17 protein-coding genes and 2 tRNA genes are annotated in these 19,865 nt (G+C 69.4%); 12 read left to right on the top strand and 7 right to left on the bottom strand.

Going from position 1 to position 19,865, the window contains the following annotated elements; translation table 11 throughout:
- Positions 1 to 42: 42 nt before the first annotated feature.
- From ACQE3C_RS02035 to ACQE3C_RS02025, 3 genes are all read right to left on the bottom strand, one after another.
- The gene (locus ACQE3C_RS02035; protein WP_434537518.1) at positions 43 to 744 is read right to left on the bottom strand and encodes an L-ribulose-5-phosphate 4-epimerase; all 702 of its coding nucleotides are present in this window, start codon (positions 742 to 744) and stop codon (positions 43 to 45) included.
- Positions 744 to 2,393: a ribulokinase gene (locus ACQE3C_RS02030; protein ID WP_434537517.1), complete on the bottom strand. Its 1,650-nt coding sequence runs from the start codon at positions 2,391 to 2,393 to the stop codon at positions 744 to 746. Before ACQE3C_RS02030 ends, ACQE3C_RS02035 begins: the two co-directional genes overlap by 1 nt.
- A gap of 279 nt (positions 2,394 to 2,672) precedes the next feature.
- Complete coding sequence (locus tag ACQE3C_RS02025) at positions 2,673 to 3,728, bottom strand: 3-isopropylmalate dehydrogenase (RefSeq protein ID WP_434537516.1); 1,056 nt, start codon at positions 3,726 to 3,728, stop codon at positions 2,673 to 2,675.
- Positions 3,729 to 3,923: 195 nt separating this feature from the next.
- Here ACQE3C_RS02025 and cimA point away from each other — a divergent pair, with 195 nt between their 5' ends.
- Positions 3,924 to 5,495: a citramalate synthase gene (gene cimA, locus ACQE3C_RS02020; protein ID WP_434537515.1), complete on the top strand. Its 1,572-nt coding sequence runs from the start codon at positions 3,924 to 3,926 to the stop codon at positions 5,493 to 5,495.
- A gap of 297 nt (positions 5,496 to 5,792) precedes the next feature.
- Here the strand turns inward: cimA and ACQE3C_RS02015 are convergent, their stop codons facing one another.
- A complete protein-coding gene (locus ACQE3C_RS02015; RefSeq protein ID WP_434537514.1) occupies positions 5,793 to 7,073 on the bottom strand; it encodes a thymidine phosphorylase in 1,281 nt (426 codons plus the stop codon).
- Positions 7,074 to 7,205: 132 nt separating this feature from the next.
- Between ACQE3C_RS02015 and ACQE3C_RS02010 the strand changes: the two genes are divergently transcribed.
- The 4 genes from ACQE3C_RS02010 (at position 7,206) to ACQE3C_RS01995 (ending at position 9,268) form a co-directional block, all read left to right on the top strand.
- Complete coding sequence (locus tag ACQE3C_RS02010; protein ID WP_434537513.1) at positions 7,206 to 8,012, top strand: fumarylacetoacetate hydrolase family protein; 807 nt, start codon at positions 7,206 to 7,208, stop codon at positions 8,010 to 8,012.
- Entirely contained in the window at positions 8,009 to 8,968 is a 960-nt protein-coding gene (locus ACQE3C_RS02005; protein ID WP_434537512.1) for a lysostaphin resistance A-like protein, read from the top strand. Before ACQE3C_RS02010 ends, ACQE3C_RS02005 begins: the two co-directional genes overlap by 4 nt.
- A gap of 99 nt (positions 8,969 to 9,067) precedes the next feature.
- Positions 9,068 to 9,139, top strand: a tRNA-Gln gene (locus ACQE3C_RS02000).
- A gap of 53 nt (positions 9,140 to 9,192) precedes the next feature.
- Positions 9,193 to 9,268, top strand: a tRNA-Glu gene (locus ACQE3C_RS01995).
- Positions 9,269 to 9,334: 66 nt separating this feature from the next.
- Here ACQE3C_RS01995 and ACQE3C_RS01990 read toward each other — a convergent pair.
- Positions 9,335 to 10,060, bottom strand: coding sequence for an IclR family transcriptional regulator (locus ACQE3C_RS01990; protein WP_434537511.1), 726 nt, complete (start codon positions 10,058 to 10,060; stop codon positions 9,335 to 9,337).
- A 109-nt stretch (positions 10,061 to 10,169) separates the two neighbouring features.
- Here ACQE3C_RS01990 and leuC point away from each other — a divergent pair, with 109 nt between their 5' ends.
- Complete coding sequence (gene leuC / locus ACQE3C_RS01985; protein ID WP_434537510.1) at positions 10,170 to 11,573, top strand: 3-isopropylmalate dehydratase large subunit; 1,404 nt, start codon at positions 10,170 to 10,172, stop codon at positions 11,571 to 11,573.
- Positions 11,574 to 11,583: 10 nt separating this feature from the next.
- Positions 11,584 to 12,192, top strand: coding sequence for a 3-isopropylmalate dehydratase small subunit (gene leuD, locus ACQE3C_RS01980; RefSeq protein ID WP_434537509.1), 609 nt, complete (start codon positions 11,584 to 11,586; stop codon positions 12,190 to 12,192).
- Between the two features lie 70 nt (positions 12,193 to 12,262).
- On the opposite strand, the gene ACQE3C_RS01975 is transcribed toward leuD, so the two are convergent.
- On the bottom strand, positions 12,263 to 12,478 hold the full coding sequence (locus ACQE3C_RS01975; protein WP_434537508.1) for a hypothetical protein: 216 nt from the start codon (positions 12,476 to 12,478) through the stop codon (positions 12,263 to 12,265).
- Positions 12,479 to 12,575: 97 nt separating this feature from the next.
- Here ACQE3C_RS01975 and ACQE3C_RS01970 point away from each other — a divergent pair, with 97 nt between their 5' ends.
- Positions 12,576 to 13,406, top strand: a complete 831-nt coding sequence (locus tag ACQE3C_RS01970; RefSeq protein ID WP_434537507.1) for a lysophospholipid acyltransferase family protein — start codon at positions 12,576 to 12,578, stop codon at positions 13,404 to 13,406.
- Between the two features lie 24 nt (positions 13,407 to 13,430).
- A complete protein-coding gene (locus ACQE3C_RS01965) occupies positions 13,431 to 14,534 on the top strand; it encodes a D-alanine--D-alanine ligase family protein (protein ID WP_434537506.1) in 1,104 nt (367 codons plus the stop codon).
- Between the two features lie 26 nt (positions 14,535 to 14,560).
- Here ACQE3C_RS01965 and ACQE3C_RS01960 read toward each other — a convergent pair whose 3' ends face one another.
- Positions 14,561 to 15,004: a DUF3515 domain-containing protein gene (locus ACQE3C_RS01960; protein WP_434537505.1), complete on the bottom strand. Its 444-nt coding sequence runs from the start codon at positions 15,002 to 15,004 to the stop codon at positions 14,561 to 14,563.
- Positions 15,005 to 15,090: 86 nt separating this feature from the next.
- On the opposite strand from ACQE3C_RS01960, the gene ACQE3C_RS01955 reads away from it, so the two are divergent.
- From ACQE3C_RS01955 to ACQE3C_RS01945, 3 genes are all read left to right on the top strand, one after another.
- Positions 15,091 to 16,071: a thiamine-phosphate kinase gene (locus ACQE3C_RS01955; RefSeq protein WP_434537504.1), complete on the top strand. Its 981-nt coding sequence runs from the start codon at positions 15,091 to 15,093 to the stop codon at positions 16,069 to 16,071.
- A gap of 93 nt (positions 16,072 to 16,164) precedes the next feature.
- Positions 16,165 to 18,693: a DNA translocase FtsK 4TM domain-containing protein gene (locus ACQE3C_RS01950; protein WP_434537503.1), complete on the top strand. Its 2,529-nt coding sequence runs from the start codon at positions 16,165 to 16,167 to the stop codon at positions 18,691 to 18,693.
- Entirely contained in the window at positions 18,694 to 19,860 is a 1,167-nt protein-coding gene (locus ACQE3C_RS01945) for a hypothetical protein (protein ID WP_434537502.1), read from the top strand.
- Positions 19,861 to 19,865: the final 5 nt, after the last annotated feature.

Here is a 19,865-nt window from a genome sequence, read left to right as displayed (position 1 = left end):
CTTTCGTCCAGGCCCCGTGCCTTTGGTCGTGTGTGCGCCCGGCTACTTCTGGCCGTACACGTTCTGGTAGCGGTCGAACAGCTGGTCGATCTTGTCCTGGGGAATCGGGATGGTGTCCCCGAGCTGGCGCGCGATGTGCACGGTACGCGCCACCTCCTCGACCATGACGGCGGCCTTGACCGCGTCCTTGGCATCCGAACCGATGGTGAACGGGCCGTGGTTCTGCATCAGGACCGCCCGGGACCGGGAGTCCTTCAGCGTCTCCACGATGCCGCGACCGATCGAGTCGTCACCGATGATCGCGAACGGGCCGACCGGGATCGGCCCACCGAACTCGTCGCCCATCATGGTCAGCACGCAGGGGATCTCCTCCCCGCGGGCCGCCCACGCCGTGGCGTAGGTCGAGTGGGTGTGCACCACGCCACCGACCCGGTCCATGTTCGCGTACACGTAGGCATGCGCCGCGGTGTCCGAGGAGGGACGTAGGTGCTCGGGGGTGCCGTCGTCGATCTTCTCGCCGTCGAGGGTGCAGACCACCATCGTCTCCGCGCTCAACTCGTCGTAGGAGACCCCGGAGGGCTTGATCACGAACAGGTCCAGCCCGGCGACCCGCTGCGAGACGTTGCCCGCGGTCCACACGATGAGCTCCCAGCGGGGGAGTTCGGCGTGCAGGGCGGCCACCACCTCACGGGTGCGCTGGATCTCGGTCTGCTGCTCGGGGGTGAAGTCCGACAGCGCAACCATCACTCCCCCCCCGTGGCTTCCCGGCGGATCTGCTTGAGGGTGTGCATGACCTCGTTGCCGCCGCGACCGAAGTAGTCATGCAGCTTGACGTACTCGGCGTAGAGCCGGTCGTACTTGGCGGCACGCTCCTCGTCGGGGGTGTACTTGTTCTCCTCCTTGCCGCCCATCGCCTCCGAGGCTGCGAACACGTCGGGGTACAGGCCCGCCGCGACCGCGCCGTAGATGGCCGCACCGAGCGCCGGCGCCTGGGTTGAGGTGGCCACCGACAGCGGACGACGGGTGATGTCGGCGTAGAGCTGCATCAGGAACTCGTTCTTCAGCAGGCCACCGGCGCCGACGATCTCGCTGATGTGCACGCCGTGCTCCTCGAAGTTCTCGATGATGCGACGGGCGCCGAAGACACAGGCCTCCTGCAGCGCACGATACTGGTCCTCGGGGCGGGTGGTCAGCGTCTGGCCGACGATCAGGCCCGACAGGTTGGCATCGGCCAGGATGGACCGGTTGCCGTTGTGCCAGTCGATGGCCAGCAGGCCGTGCTCGCCGACCTCCTGGGAGGCTGCCTTCTCGGTCAGCAGGGCGTGCAGGCTGACGCCCTTCTCGTCCGCCTCGGCCTGGTAGCTGCCGGGCACACAGTTCTCGACGAACCAGGCGAAGATGTCGCCGACCGCGGTCTGGCCACCCTCGAAGCCCCAGTAGCCGGGCACGATGCCGCCGTGGACGATGCCGAAGGTGCCGGGCACCTCCTTGTAGTCCTCACCGGAAACGACCCAGCACACCGAGGTGCCGAGGATGCCGGTCAGCTGGCCGGGCTCGACGGCCTTCACGGCCGTGGCGGTGACGTGGGCGTCGATGTTGCCGGAGGCCACCGTGACATCGGTGCCCAGGCCCAGCTTCTCGGCCCATTCCGGGGTCAGCGTGCCGATGGGTGCACCCAGCGGGACGATCGGGGCCGGCATCTTCTCTTCGAAGACGTTCTCGAAGTCGGGGTTGAGGGCCTTGAGGTACTCCTTGGACGGGTAGGCGCCGTCCTGGTACTGGCGCTTGTAGCCGGAGTCACCCTCGGCGTAGGCCAGGTTCCCGGTCAGCTGCCACGGGATCCAGTCCAGGGCGTTGACGATGTGCACTGCGGCGTTGTAGACGTCCGGGGCCTTCTCGAGGGTCTCCAGGGCCTTCGGCATCAGCAGCTCCGAGGACAGCACGCCACCGTAGCGGCCCAGCCAGTCCTCATTGCGCTCCTCGGCGAGGGCGACGATGCGGTCGGCCTGGTCCTGGCCGCCGTGGTGCTTCCACAGCTTGATCCAGGCGTGCGGGTTGTCCTTGAACTCCTCGAGCTGGTTCAGCGGGGTGCCGTCCTCGGTGGTGACCAGCACGGTGGCGGAGGTGTGGTCGAGGCCGATGCCCTTGACTTCGCTGGGGTCGATCCCGGCTTCCTTGATGGCCGTCGGAATGCAGTGAACCATCGCGTCAAGGTAGTCCTGCGGGTCCTGCAGGGCGAAGTCCGGGGGAAGCTTCTTGCCTGCCAGCTCCCGGTCGATGACAGCGCTGGGGTAGTCCATCACCCCGGTGCCGACCTCTTCGCCGGTCTCAGCGTTCACCACGATGGCGCGCCCTGACAGGGTTCCGAAGTCCATTCCAATGACGTAGCTCATGTTGTGCAGCTCCTTTGTCGCGACGTGAGCCCGCGCACAGTGAGTGCAGCCACCGGTGGGGATTCCAGTGCTCGACACCACCGTGGTTCCGAGCCCCCACGGGAAGCCACCGAAGCGTTCCCTGGCGCGAAGGATGTGTGAATCACACTAGCCGCAGCCACCCTGCCCGCATGGGCAGGGGTGGATAACTGTGCACGAACGACCGCGCCCGGTGGCCTGCTGAACGCGATGCGTGCAGGCCACCGGGCGCGGTGGGGTAGTGCTGGTGATACTGGGGGTTCAGCCGGCCACAGCGGTGGCGATCGCGTCACCCACGGCACTGGTGGAACGCGCGCCCGTGCGTGTCGTGATGTCGGCGTGCACCGCCTGTTCGATGCGCTGGGCGTCCTCGCGGCGGCCCAGGTGGTCGAGCAGCAGCGCCATGGAGCTGATGGCGGCGGTCGGGTCGGCGATCTGCTGGCCGGCGATGTCGGGGGCCGAGCCGTGCACCGGCTCGAACATCGAGGGGAACTCGCGGCTGGGGTTGATGTTGGCCGAGGCAGCCAGCCCGATGCCGCCGGTCACGGCCGCCGCCAGGTCGGTGACAATGTCGCCGAACAGGTTGTCGGTGACGATGACGTCGAAGTGGGCGGGGTCGACGACCATCTTGATCATGGCGGCGTCAATGTGCAGGTAGTCACGCTGCACGTGCGGGTATTCCTCACCGACCTCGTTGAACAGTCGGTTCCACAAGCCGCCGGCATTGACCAGCACATTGTGCTTGTGCAGCAGCGTCAGCTTGTTGCGGCGCCGGGTGGCCCGCTCGAACGCGTCCCGAATCACCCGCTCGGCGCCGAAGGCGGTGTTGATGCTGACCTCGGTGGCCAGTTCCTGGGGGGTGCCGACGCGCACCGCACCACCGTTGCCGCAGTAGAGGCCCTCGGTACCCTCACGGACGACGACGAAGTCGATGGTGCGTCCCTCGACGACCGAGGGTGCCAGCGGGGTGGCGACCCCGGGGTAGAGGACGCTGGGCCGCAGGTTGACCGCATGGTCCAGCGCGAAGCGCAGCTTCAGCAGCAGGCCGCGTTCCAGCAGGCCGCTGGGGATCTCGCTCGAGCCGGGGGCCGCCCCCACCGCACCCAGGATGATGGCGTCGACGCCCTTCAACTCCTCCAGCACCGTGTCGGGCAGGACCTCACCGGTGCGCTGCCAGTAGGTGGCGCCGAGGTCGTAGTCGACAAAGGTGAAGGCGTTCTCGCCGACGGTGGCCCGCAGGACCTTGAGTGCTTCCGCGGTCACCTCGGGGCCGATGCCGTCTCCGCCGATGACTGCGATGGTGGGGGTCTGATTCATGCCGCCAAGCCTAGGACCCGACCGCGACCCGGCCGCGCACATCTCACCTCGTCCCCCCGCTGCACAGCGCGGCAGACGGCCCCGGGCAAGGTGTCCCACGTGACGGACGCCACCGGGCGCGCAGGAGGGTGAGCGCGAGACTGGGTGGGCTGTGGGGGTCTGCACCCACACCCTGATGCCTGATCTGGAGATTCAATGACGACCAGCCCGGTGGCCCCCGAACGGGTGCACATCTACGACACCACCCTGCGCGACGGCGCCCAGCAGGAAGGTCTGCGGCTCAGCGTCGCCGACAAGCTGCGCATCGCAGGCCTGCTGGACGAACTGGGCGTCAGTCACATCGAGGGCGGCTGGCCGGGCGCCAACCCCAACGACACCGCATTCTTCGAGGCCGCCACCCGGCAGCTGAACCTGCGCAACGCCCAGCTGGTGGCCTTCGGGGCGACCCGCAAGGCCGGGGTCAAGGCCGCCGACGACCCGCAGGTCGCCGGCCTGCGTGACGCCGGCACCGAGCTGATCTGCCTGGTCGCCAAGTCGCACGACCGCCATGTCGAGCAGGCGCTGCGCACCACCCTGGACGAGAACCTGGCCATGGTCAGCGACACCGTCACCCACCTGGTCAGTGAGGGCAAGCGCGTCTTCGTCGACTGCGAACACTTCTTCGACGGCTTCCTCGAGAACCGCACCTACGCCCTGGAGGTCCTGCGGACCGCGGCCGAGGCCGGCGCCGAGGTGGTCGTCCTGTGCGACACCAACGGCGGCATGCTGCCCAGCCGGATGGGTGACATCGTCTCGGCCGCGACGGCCATCGGTGTCGACCTCGGCATCCACTGCCACAACGACACCGGCTGCGCGGTCGCCAACTCGATGGCCGCCCTCGAGGCCGGCGCCATGCACGTGCAGGGCACCATCAACGGCTACGGCGAACGCACCGGCAATGCCGACCTCACCACCGTGGTCGCCAACCTGCAGCTCAAGTACGGCTGGGACGTGCTCGGTGGGCGCGGCCTGGAATCACTGACGAAGATCAGCCACGCCATCAGCGACATCACCAACCAGTCCCCGCAGGCCCGCCAGCCCTACGTCGGGCGCTCCTCGTTCGCCCACAAGGCCGGCCTGCACGCCAGCGCCATCCGCGTCGACGCCAACCTCTACCAGCACATCGACCCCGACCTGGTCGGCAACCGCATGCGCATGCTGATCTCCGACATGTCCGGCCGCGCGAACGTGCTGATCAAGGCCGAGGAACTCGGGGTCGAGCTCACCGACCGTGAGGCCGCCTCACGAGTGGCCGACACCGTCAAGCAGCGGGAGGCCGACGGCTACTCCTACGAGTCGGCCGACGCCAGCTTCGAACTGCTGCTGCGTGACGAACTCGGCACCCTCGACAAGCCCTTCATCGTCGACACCTGGACGGTCTCGACCACCCACGCCGCCGACGGTGAGGGCGACTCGGTGGCCACCATCCACCTCGGCGACAAGACCTACGAACACACCGGCAACGGTGCGCTGAACGCCCTCGACGCCGCACTGCGCGAAGCACTGGTCGAGGAGCACCCGGCCGTCGAGCACTACAACCTGGTCGACTACGCCGTGCGCATCGTCGAACAGGGCCACGGCACCGACTCCATCGTCCGGGTGCTGATCGACACCGTGAACGAGGACGAGACCTGGACCACCGTCGGCGTCGGCACCAACGTCGTCGAAGCCTCCTGGGAGGCCCTCTCCGACGCCTACCTCTACGGCCTGGTCAAGCATTACGCGTAGTTGTTTGCGGGGGAGAACCCCCTGCACCCCCCGCGGGTCGTCAGGGGGAAGGCGTTCCGCTCCCGTGGCCAGTGCGCGATGGGCCTGTTGCGGGGGAGAACCCCCTGCACCCCCCGCGGGTCGTCAGGGGGAAGGCGTTCCGCTCCCGTGGCCAGTGCGCGATGGGCCTGTTGCGGGGGAGAACCCCCTGCACCCCCCGCGGGTCGTGAGGCCACGGGTCGTTGATCTCCCGTGGCCACAGCCCACGCGGTTGCTTCGCGGGGGAGAACCCCCTGCACCGTTGCGCTGGCCCCTGGGTCAGGCGGTGATGCGGTCGATCACCAGGGGGGTCGACTCGGGGGCCTGGTCGGCGATCATCCAGCCACCGACCAGCGCCTCCTGCGCGCGGGCGATGCTGTCGGGGGTGTCGGTGTGCAACTCCAGCAGCGGCTGGCCGGCCTGGACCCGGTCACCGGGCTTGGCGAGCATCCGCACGCCGGCTGCCGCCTGCACCGGGTCCTCCTTGCGTGAGCGACCTGCGCCCAGACGCCAAGCAGCCACCCCGACGGCCATCGCGTCCAGTTCGGCCAGCACCCCGTCACGATCAGCGCTGACCACCTCGACGTGCTGGGCGCCCGGCAGCGGCGCGTCCGGGTCACCGTCCTGGGCACGAATCATCCGGCGCCAGACATCCATTGCCGAGCCGTCGGCCAGCCGGGCGGCCGGGTCGACATCGACCCCGGCGGCCTGCACCATCTCGCGGGCCAGCGCCAGGGTCAGTTCCACGACATCGGCCGGGCCACCACCGGCCAGCACCTCGACCGATTCGGCAACCTCCAGGCCATTGCCGGCGGTCATCCCCAGCGGGGTGTCCATCCGGGTCAACAGGGCAGTGGTGTTCACCCCGGCCGCAGTGCCCAGCGCCACCATCCGGCGCGCCAACTCGGTGGCGTCGTCCAGGTTCTTCATGAACGCCCCCGAGCCGACCTTCACGTCGAGCACCAGCGCACCGGTGCCCTCGGCGATCTTCTTGCTCATGATGGAACTCGCGATCAGTGCGATCGCCTCGACCGTGCCGGTCACATCACGCAGCGCATAGAGCTTCTTGTCGGCCGGTGCCAGGCCCGAACCGGCGGCACAGATCACGGCCCCCACGTCCTCGAGCTGGCGGTAGGCCTCTTCGTTGGTCAACTCGGCGCGCCACCCGGGAATCGCCTCCAGCTTGTCCAGCGTGCCACCGGTGTGGCCCAGCCCACGCCCCGACAACTGCGGCACCGCGACCCCACAGGCCGCCACCAACGGCGCCAACGGCAGGGTGATCTTGTCACCGACACCACCGGTCGAGTGCTTGTCGGCCGTCGGGCGCGACAACCCCGAGAAGTCCAGCCGCTCGCCGGTGTTGATCATCGCGTTCGTCCAGGTGCTCAACTCGCGGTCGTCCAGGCCCCGGAACAGGATTGCCATCGCCATCGCCGACATCTGCTCGTCGGCAACCACCCCCTGGGTGTAGGCACGGATCAGCCAGTCGATTTCCGCATCGCTGAGGCTGCCCCCGTCGCGCTTGGTCCGGATCAGTTCCACTACCGCGAATTCAGACATGGCGACAGTGTGGCAGAGCAGGGGCACCCCGGGCACGCAGGCGGACGAACGAGTCGGGCGGACGAACCAGTCGGGCGGACGGACCAGTCGAGCGTCGAACCGGTCGGGGGCAACGACCCCTAGTCTTGGGGCATGCGCATCGCTCGATTCTCCGCCCCCGGTCAGGACCCCGCCTACGGCATCGTCGAACTCGCCGCCGACGGCGGCGACCACCCAGACACGATTGCCGCCCTCACCGCCGACCCGCTGGCTGGTCCGGTGAACTTCACCGGTGTGCGCCACGACCTGGGGCAGGTGCGCCTGCTCGCCCCGGTGATCCCACGCTCCAAGGTGGTCGGGGTCGGGCGGAACTACTCCGCCCACGCCAAGGAACTCGGCAACGAGGTGCCCGAGAGCCCACTGGTCTTCTTCAAACCGAACACCACCGTCATCGGGCCCCAGGACGCGATCGTGCGCCCCACGGCGACCAATGACCTCAACTTCGAGGGTGAACTCGCTGTCGTCATCGGACGCATCTGCAAGCAGGTCCCCCCGGAGCGTGCCGCGGAAGTGATCTTCGGTTACACCATCGCCAACGACGTCACCGCCCGCGACCTGCAGAAGGCCGAACCCCAATGGGCCCGTGGCAAGGGCTGGGACACCTTCTGCCCGCTCGGGCCGTGGATCGTCACCCACCTCGGGCTGGACGAAGCGGCAAACCTTGCCATCACCACCACCCTCGACGGGCAGACCCAGCAGGACGGCAACACCGACCAGATGGTTTTCGGCATCCCCGAGCTGATCAGCTTCATCTCCTCGTTCACCACCCTGCTGCCCGGTGATGTGATCCTCACCGGCACCCCCGCCGGCGTCGGCCCCATGGAACCCGGCCAGGAGGTCAGCATCACCATCGAGGAAATCGGCACGCTGACCAACACCGTGGTGGCGGAAGAACAGTGAGCCCCGCACGACCCCCGGCAGACCTGCCCCCGCACGACCCCGTCATCGCCCTCGGTGGCAGCCGGCAGCCCATCCGGCCCCCGGAATCGGGGGTGGCCTACAGCGCGGTGCTGCGCGGCCCCGACCACTGGCCGGTCCGCTCATGGTTCGGGTTGGCCTTCGCGCTGTTCGGCTACGCCCTGGTCGTCCCGATCGTCAACCAACTGCTCAACGGCCTGTTCTGGCTCATCTGGGGGCAGGGCGCCACCTTCGGGCAATGGTTCGCCCGCGCCACGGCCTACGAGATGCCGCAGGGGCTGGTGGCGGGCCACCTCGCCCTGGCCACCCTGATCCCGATCTCGATGGTCATGGTCGTCGGGTGGCACCGCCGGCCCCGCCAGTTCCTCTCCAGCGTGCAACCCGGGTTGCGCTGGCGCTACCTACTGCTGTGCCTGCCCATCGCCGCGGTTCTGCTCAACCTCGTGCTGTGGATCGGCCAGGGCTCGATCCCCGAGTTCAGCGCCCCCCACGGCTGGTGGTGGTGGGTGCTGGTGATTGTGCTGTGCTCACCGCTGCAGGCGGCGGGGGAGGAGTACTTCTTCCGCGGCTACCTGCTGCAGGGCATCGGCTCACTGTCACGCCACCGCTGGGTCGGCATCGTCGCCTCAGCGCTGGTCTTCGCCCTGTTCCACGGCGTGCAGAACATCTGGCTGTTCATCGACCGGTTCGCCTTCGGGCTGCTGGCTGCGCTGCTGGTGGTGATCACCGGCGGGCTCGAGGCGGCCATCGCCGCCCACGTCGCCAACAACGTGTTCGCCTTCGGCTACGCGGTGTTCACCGGCTCGGTAGCGGGCACCCGCGCCGTCCAGGCCATCGGCCCCACCCAGGCGCTGATGGACGTGGCCGGCTTCGCCCTGGTGGCGCTGGCCTGCTGGTGGCTCGGACGCAGGCTCAAGGTGGCCACCACGACCCCCTGATTTGCCGACCCCGGCAGGCATCCACTAGAGTTGTTCCTCGTTGCCCACGGGTTCCGGATGAGCGTCACAAGCGCTTGTCAGGGGCGCAATGGGCAGCCTAGGGGTATGGTGTAATTGGCAACACGGATGATTCTGGTTCATTTGTTCTAGGTTCGAGTCCTAGTACCCCTGCGCAGCAGAAGATTTGCGTCACTGCCCCGCAGTCGGCTAGCCTCTTCTAGCTCGCCCCCGTTGTATAGCGGCCTAGTACGCTGCCCTCTCACGGCAGTAGCGCCGGTTCGAATCCGGTCGGGGGTACCAACAACACAAGGGCCCGCTCCCCAGAGGGAGCGGGCCCTGTGCTTTGCCCTGGTGCTCGTGCTCAGCTCATTCGGTGATGGCAGCGCGGCGCAGCACCTCAGAGAGTCGCTCGGCGGCCGACATCACCGCGGGAGCATGGAGCCGACCCGGCTGGCGGGTCAGGCGCTCGATCGGGCCCGACACCGACACAGCGGCGATCACCTTGCCGGACGGGGCGCGCACCGGCGCCGAAACCGAGGCCACCCCGGGTTCACGTTCGGCGATCGACTGGGCCCAGCCACGGCGGCGCACACCCGCCAGCGCCACTGCCGAGAAGCTCGACTGGGCCAGGCCCCGCTGCATCCGGTCAGCCTCTTCCCAGGCCAGCAGCACCTGGGCGGCCGAGCCGGCGGTCATGGTCAGCGACGAACCGACCGGCACCGTGTCACGCAGGCCCGAGGGGCGCTCAGCGGCGGCGGCGCAGATGCGCACGTCACCCTGACGGCGGAACAGCTGGGCGGACTCCCCGGTGATGTCACGCAGGCGTGCCAGAATGGGGCCGGCGGTGGCCAGCAGGCGGTCCTCACCGGCGGCCGAAGCCAGTTCGGCGAGCCGCGGGCCGAGCACGAAACGCCCCTGCAGGTCACGGCCGACCAGCCGGTGGTGCTCCAGCGCCACCGCGAGTCGATGGGCCGTGGGGCGGGCCAGGCCCGTGGAAGTGACCAGTCCAGCCAGGGTGGTGGGGCCGGCCTCCAGGGCTCCCAGCACCAGTGCTGCCTTGTCGAGTACGCCGACACCTGAGCTTTCGTCCATGTAGTGAGACTACGGTCTCAACCTGTGAAATGCCAACTGTTAGTGTTGACCTCATGGAACACCCGTCCCCTCCCTGGGGATGGCGCAGCAACGACAATCCGGAGTGGTGATGGGCAAGACGCTGAGCGACAAGCTCTGGGACGCACACGTCGTCCGACAGGCCGAGGGCGAACCCGACCTGCTGTACATCGACCTGCACCTGGTCCATGAGGTGACCAGCCCGCAGGCCTTCGACGGACTCCGGCTCGCCGGACGCAGCGTCCGTCGTCCCGAGAACACGCTGTGCACCGAGGACCACAACACCCCGACGCTCAACATTCTCGCCCCGATCGCCGACCCGGTCAGCCGGGCCCAGGTCGACACCCTGCGCAAGAACGCCAAGGAGTTCGGCCTGCGCATCCACTCCCTGGGTGACAAGGACCAGGGTGTCGTGCACATCATCGGCCCCCAGCTGGGCATCACCCAGCCGGGCATGACGATCGTCTGCGGTGACTCGCACACCTCCACCCACGGTGCCTTCGGGGCGCTGGCCTTCGGCATCGGCACCTCCGAGGTCGAGCACGTGCTGGCCACCCAGACCCTGCCGCAGGCGCGGCCGAAGACCATGGCCGTGACCGTCAACGGTGAGCTGCCCGAGGGCGTCACCGCCAAGGACCTGGTGCTGACCCTGATCAGCAAGGTCGGCACCGGCGGCGGCCAGGGCTACATCGTCGAGTACCGTGGCACCACCATCGAGTCGCTGTCGATGGAAGGTCGCATGACGATCTGCAACATGTCGATCGAGTGGGGCGCCAAGGCCGGCATGATCGCTCCCGACCAGACCACCTTCGACTACATCAAGGGTCGCCCGCACGCCCCCGAGGGCGCCGACTGGGATGCCGCCCTGGAGTACTGGAAGACCCTGCGCACCGACGATGACGCGGTCTTCGACCGTGAGGTCATCATCGACGCCGCCGAGCTGACCCCCTTCGTCACCTGGGGCACCAACCCCGGGCAGGGTGTCCCGCTGGCCGGTGCGGTGCCCAGCCCTGAGACCTTCACCGACCCGGTCGACCGTTCGGCTGCCGAACGCGCCCTGGAGTACATGGCCCTGGAGGCCGGCACCCCGATGCGTGAGATCACCGTCGACACCGTCTTCCTCGGCTCCTGCACCAACGGCCGCATTGAAGACCTGCGCCTGGCCGCCAGCGTGCTGAAGGGCCACAAGATCGCCGACAGCCTGCGCATGCTGGTCGTCCCCGGCTCGGCGCGGGTGCGCATCGAGGCCGAGGCCGAGGGTCTGGACCAGGTCTTCCTGGACGCCGGCGCCGAGTGGCGCGCGGCCGGTTGCTCGATGTGCCTGGGCATGAACCCCGACCAGCTGAGCCCCGGCGAGCGGGCCGCCTCGACCTCGAACCGCAACTTCGAGGGTCGTCAGGGCAAGGGTGGACGCACGCACCTGGTCTCCCCGGCCGTTGCTGCCGCCACCGCGATCACCGGTCACCTGAGCTCCCCGGCCGACCTCAAGAACTGAAGGACTGATCATGGACAAGTTTTCGACCCACACCGGTGTCCCGGTCCCGCTGCGCCGCAGCAACGTCGACACCGACCAGATCATCCCGGCCGTGTACCTGAAGCGGATCACACGGACCGGCTTCGAGGACGGGCTGTTCGCCGCCTGGCGCAATGACCCCGAGTTCGTCCTCAACCAGGACGCCTACAAGGCCGCGACGATCCTGATCCCCGGTCCCGACTTCGGCACCGGCTCCTCGCGTGAGCACGCCGTCTGGGCGCTGCAGAACTACGGCTTCAAGGTCGTCATCGGCAGCCGCTTCGGCGACATCTTCCGCAACAACTCCGGCAAGGCCGGCCTGCTGGTGGCCGTGGTCGAGCAGGACGTCGTCGAGCAGCTGTGGGAGTGGGTGGAGGCCAACCCCGGCAGCGAGATCACCGTCAGCCTGGTCGACCAGACCATCACCCTGGCCGACGGCACCAGCGTCAACTTCGACATCGACCCGTTCACCCGGCACCGACTGCTCGAGGGCCTCGACGACATCTCGATGACCCTGGGCCACGAGGACGACATCGCCGTCTACGAGGCCGCTCGTCCGAGCTTCAAGCCGAAGACCCTGCCGGCCCGCACCGCCGGCTGACCCAGCCCGACCAGCAGCGCCCCGCCACTGAGGACCAGTGGCGGGGCGCTGTTGTTTCAGTCGGTGCTGATCAGGGCTGGTGCAGGGGAAGCCCGACGCCGGTGCCGCCGATCGTGATCCGGGTGATCGAGCCCTGCTCGTGCAGTTCGGCCACCACCCGCTGCCCGGTGACCGGCCTCAGGTCCCCGGCCACCGCGCGGGGCACCTCGACGCGCTCACCGCGGTCGGTGACCGCCGACCAGCCGGACTCGGTGGCCGGGCCGAGGGTGAGCATCTGCTGGGTCATGGCCGGCAGTCTATGCCGGTGCGTCCTGCGCGCGCAGTCGAGGCATTCCTCGGTAGCCTGTGGCAGAGCATGCGGCAGCGCAGGAAAAGGGGAACCGATGGCCACCCAGGCACCAGACGTCGTCCTGGACGACACCTCCGAGCGGAGGTGGTGGTCGCTGCGCCGGGCCAACTCCGAACGCGCAGAGCCGGTGTTCCGGGGACTGGCCCGGCTCGTCCACGGCGCCTGCACCGTGCTGTTCGGGCGCACCTGGTTCAACTCCCACAAGCTGCCCCGCACCGGGGGAGTGGTCGTGGTGAGCAACCACATGTCCTACATGGACGCCCTGATCCTGGGTGAGTACATGATCTGGTCGGGCCGCTGGCCACGGTTCCTCGGCAAGGCCGAGCTGTGGTCGATGCCGGTGATCGGCTGGCTGGCGCGCCAGTGCGGCCAGATCCCCGTGTACCGCAAGTCGGCGCGCGCCGGTGAGGCATTGGTCACCGCCAGCGCAGCGCTGGAGGCCGGCAGCGCGGTGACGATCTTCCCCGAGGGCACCGAGACCCGCGACCCCGACTACTGGCCGATGAGCGCCCACACCGGCGCCGCCCGACTGGCGCTGCAGGGGGACTGGCCGCTCATCCCGATCGCCCAGTGGGGCGCGCAGGAGATCATGCCCAACGGGCGGCCGACCTGGCCCCGGTTGATCCCCCGCAAGCACTGCAGCGTGGTCTGTGGCGACCCCGTCGACCTGTCCGACCTGCGGGTGCACCTGGGCACCAAGCGGGAGGCGGAGGCCGTGCGGGCCGCCACCGACCGGGTGATGGATTCCCTGACCGACCTGCTGGCCCAACTGCGTGAGGAACAGCCGCCCGCGGAGGGCCGCTGGGACTTCAAGAGCGGCCAGCGCGTGGCGAGCAAGCCGACGCTCGACCCCGATAGCCTGTGACCCCCCAACTCGAGGATGGCGCTGATGACCGCAACTGAGCGACCCACCGTGCTGCTGGTGTTCGGCGGCAAGAGTTCCGAACACCCGGTCTCGTGCCTGACCGCGGCCAGCGTGCTGGCGGCCATCAACACCGACAAGTACGACGTGGTCCCGGTCGGGATCACCGCCGAGGGACGCTGGACCCTGGTGCCCGTCGAGGTGGCCGCCGCCATGAAGACCGTCGACGGGCAGCTGCCGACGGTCAGCGGGGAGCACCCCGAAGTGGTGCTGGGCAACGGGGGAGTGCTGTACCGGGTCGAGGGGGAACCCGGCCCGGTGGCCACCATCGACGTGGCGATGAGCCTGATGCACGGCCCCTACGGCGAGGACGGCACCATCCAGGGCCTGTTCGAGATGGCCGGCATCCGGTTCGTCGGCTCGGGGGTGGCCACCAGTGCCAACGGCATGGACAAGGCGCTGATGAAGACCAGCTTCGCCCGCCACCAGATTGCCCAGGGCCCCTGGCAACTGGTCACCGACCCCGACTGGGTCCAACGCCGCGAACAGACCCTGGCCAGAGTCGCCGAACTGGGGCTGCCGCTGTTCGTGAAGCCCGCCCGGGCCGGCTCGTCCATCGGCATCACCCGGGTCACCGACCTGGCCGACCTGCCCGACGCCATCGAGACCGCGCGCGAACACGACCCGCGGGTGGTCATCGAGCACGGCCTGACCGGGGTGCGTGAGATCGAGTGCGCCGTGCTGCAGGGCCGTGACGGGGCGCCGCCGCGACCCTCGCTGCTCGGCGAGGTGCGGATGCTGACTGACGGGTTCTACGACTTCGAGGCCAAGTACCTTCCCGGGGAGCAGGTCGCCCTCGACATCCCGGCGACCGTCGAGCCCGAACTCGAGGCCGCGGCCCAGGCCCTGGCCGTGCGCACCTTCGAGGCGATGGACGCCGAGGGCCTGGCGAGGGTCGACATGTTCGCCCTGCCCGACGGCCAGGTGCTGGTCAACGAGATCAACACCATGCCGGGCTTCACCCAGTACTCGATGTACCCCTCGCTGTGGCAGGCCACTGGTATGAGCTACCCCGAACTCATCGACGAGTTGCTGGGCCTGGCGCTCGCACGCCCCCTGGGCCTGCGCTGACTCGCCGGGGCTGAGGGGGCCTGCGCTCAGGCGCAGGGGGTCACCAGCATCATCTTGCTGACCGCCCCGCTGAGATCCATCAGCGCATCACCGGCAGGGGAGTGCCCCTCGTCGACCATGACCTCGATGTAGCCGCTGCGCCCGATCGTGGTGAACCGCCACGTCGACGCGAAGGCGGTACCGGGTTCCTCGGAGTACCAGCCGATGCCGTTCAACTCGTCGCAGGGGCTGGTCCGGTCGAGGCCGGCGGGTGGTTCGACCCCGCAGCGCAGACTGATCCGCGGGTCGCCCCAGGTCGCCACCAGGCCGTCGACCACCCGGTCGCCCTGGCCCATCACGGTGGCGGGCAGGGCCGCCATCACCGCGGCACACTCCTGCGCCACCACCCCGGTCGGGCTCGGCTGCGGCAACGGCGGCGGGCCGGCACTGCAGCCGGCCACCAGCAGCGCCACGACAGCACTCGCCAGCACTCGTCGCATCCGTCCCCCAGCTCGTCGTCGACATAGGTTTCGCCCACCACGGTAGCGTGGCCCCAGCACAGCAGCAGGGAGGCATCATGACGCAGTCGGCGCCGGGTCACCAGGGCGGTCGCACACTCGGCGAGGTCGGCGAGTTCGGGCTGCTGCGAGAACTCCTCGCCGGCCTGCCCGGCTCACCGGCGGTCTCGGTGGGCCCCGGTGATGACGCTGCGGTGTTCCTGGTCAGCGGGTCTGCGGTGGTCTCGACCGACATGCTCGTCGAGGGCAACCACTTCCGTCGCGACTGGGCCGAGGCGCGCGAGATCGGGCACAAGGCCGTGGCGGTGAACGCCTCCGACATCGAGGCCATGGGCGCTCGTCCGGTGGCCATGGTCGTCGGGCTGGCCGCACCCGCCACCACTCCCGTGGCGTGGGTGGCCGACCTGCTGGCCGGCATGGTCGACGAGGCGACCCGGGCGGGGCTGGTGCTGGTGGGCGGCGACACCACCCGCGGCGAGTCGGTCACCATCGCCGTCACCGTGATCGGGGAGACCGACGGCCAGCCGCCGGTGCTGCGTTCCGGTGCGGTCCCCGGCCAGCTGGTGGCCTTCGCCGGACGACTCGGCTGGGCTGCGGCCGGGCTGACCACGCTGCAGCGCGGGTTCCGCTCCCCGAGGGCCGCCGTGGCAGCCCAGCGGATGCCCGAGGTGCCCTACGGCCAGGGCCGGGTCGCCGCTGATTCCGGGGCCACCGCGATGATCGACGTCTCCGACGGGCTGCGCTCCGACCTGGGCCACATCGCCCGGGCCTCCGGGGTGGTGATCGACATCAACAGTTCGCTGGTGCCGGTGGACGAACCGCTGCGCGTCGTCGGCCAGGCCACCGGTATCGACCCGCTGGAGTTCGCGCTCACCGGCGGCGAGGACCAGGCCCTGGTGGCCACCTTCGACGAGGGTTTCGTCCCCGAGGGGTGGACCACCATCGGTGAGGTCCGCCGGTTGCCGGGTGGCACCGACCCCTGCGTCCTGGTCGACGGGACCCAGCCAGAGGGCCCCGGCGGCTGGGACCACTTCAGCTGAACCCGGGTCCGGCCTGAGCCTGCCCACCCGAATCCGGCATGGCACCGGTGTGGCAGAGCACCCCGCCGGTCAACGGTCGGTAACCTACCCACCATGGCGACCCGCGTGTCTTCCCCACCGCGGGCCAAGAGCAGCAGCACGCGCTCTTCCGGTTCGCGGTCGTCCGGAAAGAAATCAACCACCCGTCGGCCGGCCGCGCGACCTGCGCGCCAGTCGGGCGGAAACCCGATCCTGCGTGGCCTGGCCGCGCTGTGGAACGGGCTGGCCCACCTGGTGGGCAATGCCTTCCGTGGTCTGGGTGAGGGCATCGAGGACATCGACCCGCAGGTGCGCCGCGACGGGCAGGGACTGTTCCTGCTCGGCCTGGCCATCGTGACGGCCGCCCAGTTCTGGTACGGCCTGCCCGACCCGGTGGGAAGCTGGATCGGCATCGGGTTCTCCACCGTGTTCGGCGCGCTCAGCTACGTGCTGCCGCTCGGCTTCCTGGCGATGGCCTACCGCACCATGCGACACCCCGAACGCAACGGGGCCACCGGCCGCCAGATCATCGGCTGGTCGTGCACCCTGTTCGGCGTGCTGGGGCTGGTCAACATCGCCCGTGGGCTGCCCACTCCCGCCGACCAGGCGGCGCTGCGCTCGGCCGGTGGGGCACTGGGCTACATCTCCTCGAGCATGCTGACCGAACTGCTGACGACCTGGGTGGCGGTGCCGCTGCTGGTGCTGCTCGCCCTGTTCGGGTTGGTGGTCATCATCGGCATGCCGATCCACGAGATCGGCGACCGGCTGCAGGCCGCTCGCGTCCAGGCCGCCGAACGCCGCGCCGCCCGGCCCCGCAAGCAGAAGCTCGACCTCGGGGTTGACGAGGCCTACGACAGCCCGCTGCTGCGCGACGACCCCGACGAGTTCGAGCCGGACGAGCCCGACTTCGATGCCGCCCCGGACGACCTGGAGGCCACCGACCTGCTGTCGGCCACCCCCGACGAGGACGAGGTCTTCGACCTGGATGCCTTCAACAGTGCCCCCGAACCGGCGGCCGCGCCGACCACCGCCGGCCTCGCCCCGGGTTCGGCGCCGGGTGCGGCACCCGGCCAGATCCAGGCCCCACAGCACAGCCCGGCCCCGCAGGGGCGGGTCGAACAGCACACCCTCACCGGCGACGTGCAGTACGTCCTGCCCGACCCCGCTGTGCTCAAGCCCGGCAGCACGCCCAAGGCCCGCAGCGCCGCCTCCGATGCCGTCGTGGGACGACTGACCGAGGTGCTGACCCAGTTCGGCATCGACGCCACCGTCACCGGCTACACCCGCGGCCCGACCGTCACCCGCTACGAGGTCGAACTCGGCCACGCCGTCAAGGTTGAGAAGGTCACCGCGCTCAGCAAGAACATCGCCTATGCCGTCGCCTCGCCCGACGTGCGCATCCTGTCGCCGATCCCCGGCAAGTCGGCCATCGGCATCGAGATCCCCAACCAGGACAAGGAAGTGGTCTCCCTCGGTGACGTGCTGCGTTCCCCGAAGGCCGTCAACGACCACCACCCGATGACCGTAGGCCTGGGCAAGAACGTCGAGGGCGGTTTCGTGGTGGCCAACATGGCCAAGATGCCGCACCTGCTGGTGGCCGGTGCCACCGGCTCGGGCAAGTCGAGCTTCATCAACTCCTTGATCACCTCGATCATGATGCGCGCCACCCCCGACGAGGTCCGGATGATCCTGGTCGACCCCAAGCGGGTGGAACTGACCCACTACGAGGGCATCCCGCACCTGGTCACCCCCATCATCACCAACCCCAAGAAGGCCGCCGACGCGCTGCAGTGGGTCGTGCGCGAGATGGACATGCGCTACGACGACCTGGCCAACTTCGGTTTCCGCCACGTCGACGACTACAACAAGGCCGTCCGGGCCGGCCAGGTCAAGCTGCCCGAGGGCAGCGAGCGTGAACTGGCGCCCTACCCCTACCTGCTGGTCGTCGTCGACGAGCTCGCCGACCTGATGATGGTGGCCCCCCGTGACGTGGAGGACTCCATCGTCCGCATTACCCAGTTGGCCCGCGCCGCGGGCATCCACCTGGTGCTCGCCACCCAGCGTCCGTCCACCGATGTGGTGACCGGCCTGATCAAGGCCAACGTGCCATCGCGGCTGGCCTTCTCGACCAGCTCGATGACCGACTCCCGCGTCATCCTCGACCAGCCCGGCGCCGAGAAGCTCGTCGGCCAGGGTGACGGGCTGTTCCTGCCCATGGGTGCCTCGAAGCCGGTGCGTGTGCAGGGTGCGTGGGTGACCGAGAAGGAGATCCGCGAGGTCGCCGACACGATCAAGGACCAGGTCAAGCCGCAGTACCGCGAAGACGTGGTGGCCCCGGCCGGCGGGGCAGCCAAGCCGGCCGAGGACATCGGTGACGACCTGGAACTGGTGATCGACGCCGCCCGCTTGGTGGTGGAGCTGCAGCTGGGCTCGACCTCGATGCTGCAGCGCAAGCTGCGGGTCGGCTTCGCCAAGGCCGGTCGCCTGATGGACATCCTCGAGACCCGCGGTGTCGTCGGCCCCTCGGAAGGCTCCAAGCCCCGCGAGGTGCTGGTCAAGCTCGACGACCTGGACGAGGTCATCGCGAACCTGCAGCTGGGCTGAATGTTGCGCGACGAGGAGAACTTCGCGAGCCCGCTCGAGGATGACTTCACCGACTTCGTCGCCGCCACCCGGGCCCGGGCCGGTCGGCTCGCCTACGCCCTGACCGGGGACGTCGACGCCGCCGCCGACCTGGCTGAGGGGGCCTACGCCCGCGTCCGGGGCCGCTGGTCGGAGCTGGACGAGGCCGGCGCCGGCGCCGAGCTGCGCGACCAGCTGCTGAGCCTGGCCAAGGGGTCGGCCTGGTCGGACGAGGAACTCGTGCAGGTGGCCGAGGTCGGCTGGCCCGAGATCCCTGTCTCCGGGGAGGCTGCTGCGCAACGGGCCGGGGAGCGCCGGACCCGGCGCACCGTGCTGTTCGCCGGGCTCGGTGGGCTGGCAGTGGCCGCGCTGGGTGCCGGGGTGTGGCGCGCACTGCCGGGCGACCAGTCGGCCCCCGGCTCGCCGCCACCGCCGGACTACCCCGGGCTGGAGGTGGTGGGCACCCAGTCGGTTCCCCTCGCCGACGGCACGCTGGACCTCGACCACCTGCGCGACGAACGCGGCAGGCAGTGGCTCGCGGTCCGCAGCAACGGGCTCGTCCTGGGCACGCTGACCCTGCAGCGCGGCCAACTGGTGGCCCTGGTCTCCCGGGACCATGGACGACTGGCAGTCGGCATGAGCGACCCCGTCGAGTGGATGAACGTGTACGGCGAACGGGCCGCCCCCGGCGCCCATGCCACCTTGGTCTCCGTCGACGGGCTCAGCATCGGGCTCGCCCCGGTCAACGACAATGTCGAGCTGGCGGTGGGCGGCTCGCCCGACGGCGAACTGGTCGTCTTCCCCCAGGAGCGGGCGTGGGGAACCCGGTTCCAGAGCAGGCCGGTGTGGGCCTACCTGACCGCCAACTCGTTGGTCGCGCGCAGCGGCATCGAGGAGGTGGAAAGCCTCCAGACGGTCGGCAGCCTGCCGATGCACCAGCTCCGGCTGCGGGACGGGAGCCTGGTGTTCGGGGTGTGGGACGCCCAGGACGTCGCGATCCCCGAAGGCCCCCGCTACGAGGTGGAGGTGACCATGGTCGTCCAGAACGTGGTCGTCGGCCTGGTGCCGCCCCAGAGCGAGCCGTATGCCCTGGAGATGTCATGGACCACGTATGAGGGCGAGCACTACAGCGTGCTGCTGGGCTCCTGATCCCT

The organism is Aestuariimicrobium sp. Y1814, from assembly GCF_050113895.1.
Lineage (GTDB): Bacteria > Actinomycetota > Actinomycetes > Propionibacteriales > Propionibacteriaceae > Aestuariimicrobium.
The sequence above is the reverse complement of the archived record's forward strand: the minus strand, read 5'-3'. Positions and strand labels throughout refer to the sequence as shown.

Excerpts from the sequence above, each read along its gene's own strand:
- ACQE3C_RS02035 (WP_434537518.1), bottom strand. The coding sequence starts at position 744 with ATGGTTGCGCTGTCGGACTTCACCCCCGAGCAGCAGACCGAGATCCAG.
- ACQE3C_RS02030 (WP_434537517.1), bottom strand. The coding sequence starts at position 2,393 with ATGAGCTACGTCATTGGAATGGACTTCGGAACCCTGTCAGGGCGCGCC.
- ACQE3C_RS02025 (WP_434537516.1), bottom strand. The coding sequence starts at position 3,728 with ATGAATCAGACCCCCACCATCGCAGTCATCGGCGGAGACGGCATCGGC.
- cimA (WP_434537515.1), top strand. The coding sequence starts at position 3,924 with ATGACGACCAGCCCGGTGGCCCCCGAACGGGTGCACATCTACGACACC.
- ACQE3C_RS02015 (WP_434537514.1), bottom strand. The coding sequence starts at position 7,073 with ATGTCTGAATTCGCGGTAGTGGAACTGATCCGGACCAAGCGCGACGGG.
- ACQE3C_RS02010 (WP_434537513.1), top strand. The coding sequence starts at position 7,206 with ATGCGCATCGCTCGATTCTCCGCCCCCGGTCAGGACCCCGCCTACGGC.
- ACQE3C_RS01990 (WP_434537511.1), bottom strand. The coding sequence starts at position 10,060 with ATGGACGAAAGCTCAGGTGTCGGCGTACTCGACAAGGCAGCACTGGTG.
- leuC (WP_434537510.1), top strand. The coding sequence starts at position 10,170 with ATGGGCAAGACGCTGAGCGACAAGCTCTGGGACGCACACGTCGTCCGA.
- leuD (WP_434537509.1), top strand. The coding sequence starts at position 11,584 with ATGGACAAGTTTTCGACCCACACCGGTGTCCCGGTCCCGCTGCGCCGC.
- ACQE3C_RS01975 (WP_434537508.1), bottom strand. The coding sequence starts at position 12,478 with ATGACCCAGCAGATGCTCACCCTCGGCCCGGCCACCGAGTCCGGCTGG.
- ACQE3C_RS01970 (WP_434537507.1), top strand. The coding sequence starts at position 12,576 with ATGGCCACCCAGGCACCAGACGTCGTCCTGGACGACACCTCCGAGCGG.
- ACQE3C_RS01965 (WP_434537506.1), top strand. The coding sequence starts at position 13,431 with ATGACCGCAACTGAGCGACCCACCGTGCTGCTGGTGTTCGGCGGCAAG.
- ACQE3C_RS01955 (WP_434537504.1), top strand. The coding sequence starts at position 15,091 with ATGACGCAGTCGGCGCCGGGTCACCAGGGCGGTCGCACACTCGGCGAG.
- ACQE3C_RS01950 (WP_434537503.1), top strand. The coding sequence starts at position 16,165 with ATGGCGACCCGCGTGTCTTCCCCACCGCGGGCCAAGAGCAGCAGCACG.
- ACQE3C_RS01945 (WP_434537502.1), top strand. The coding sequence starts at position 18,694 with ATGTTGCGCGACGAGGAGAACTTCGCGAGCCCGCTCGAGGATGACTTC.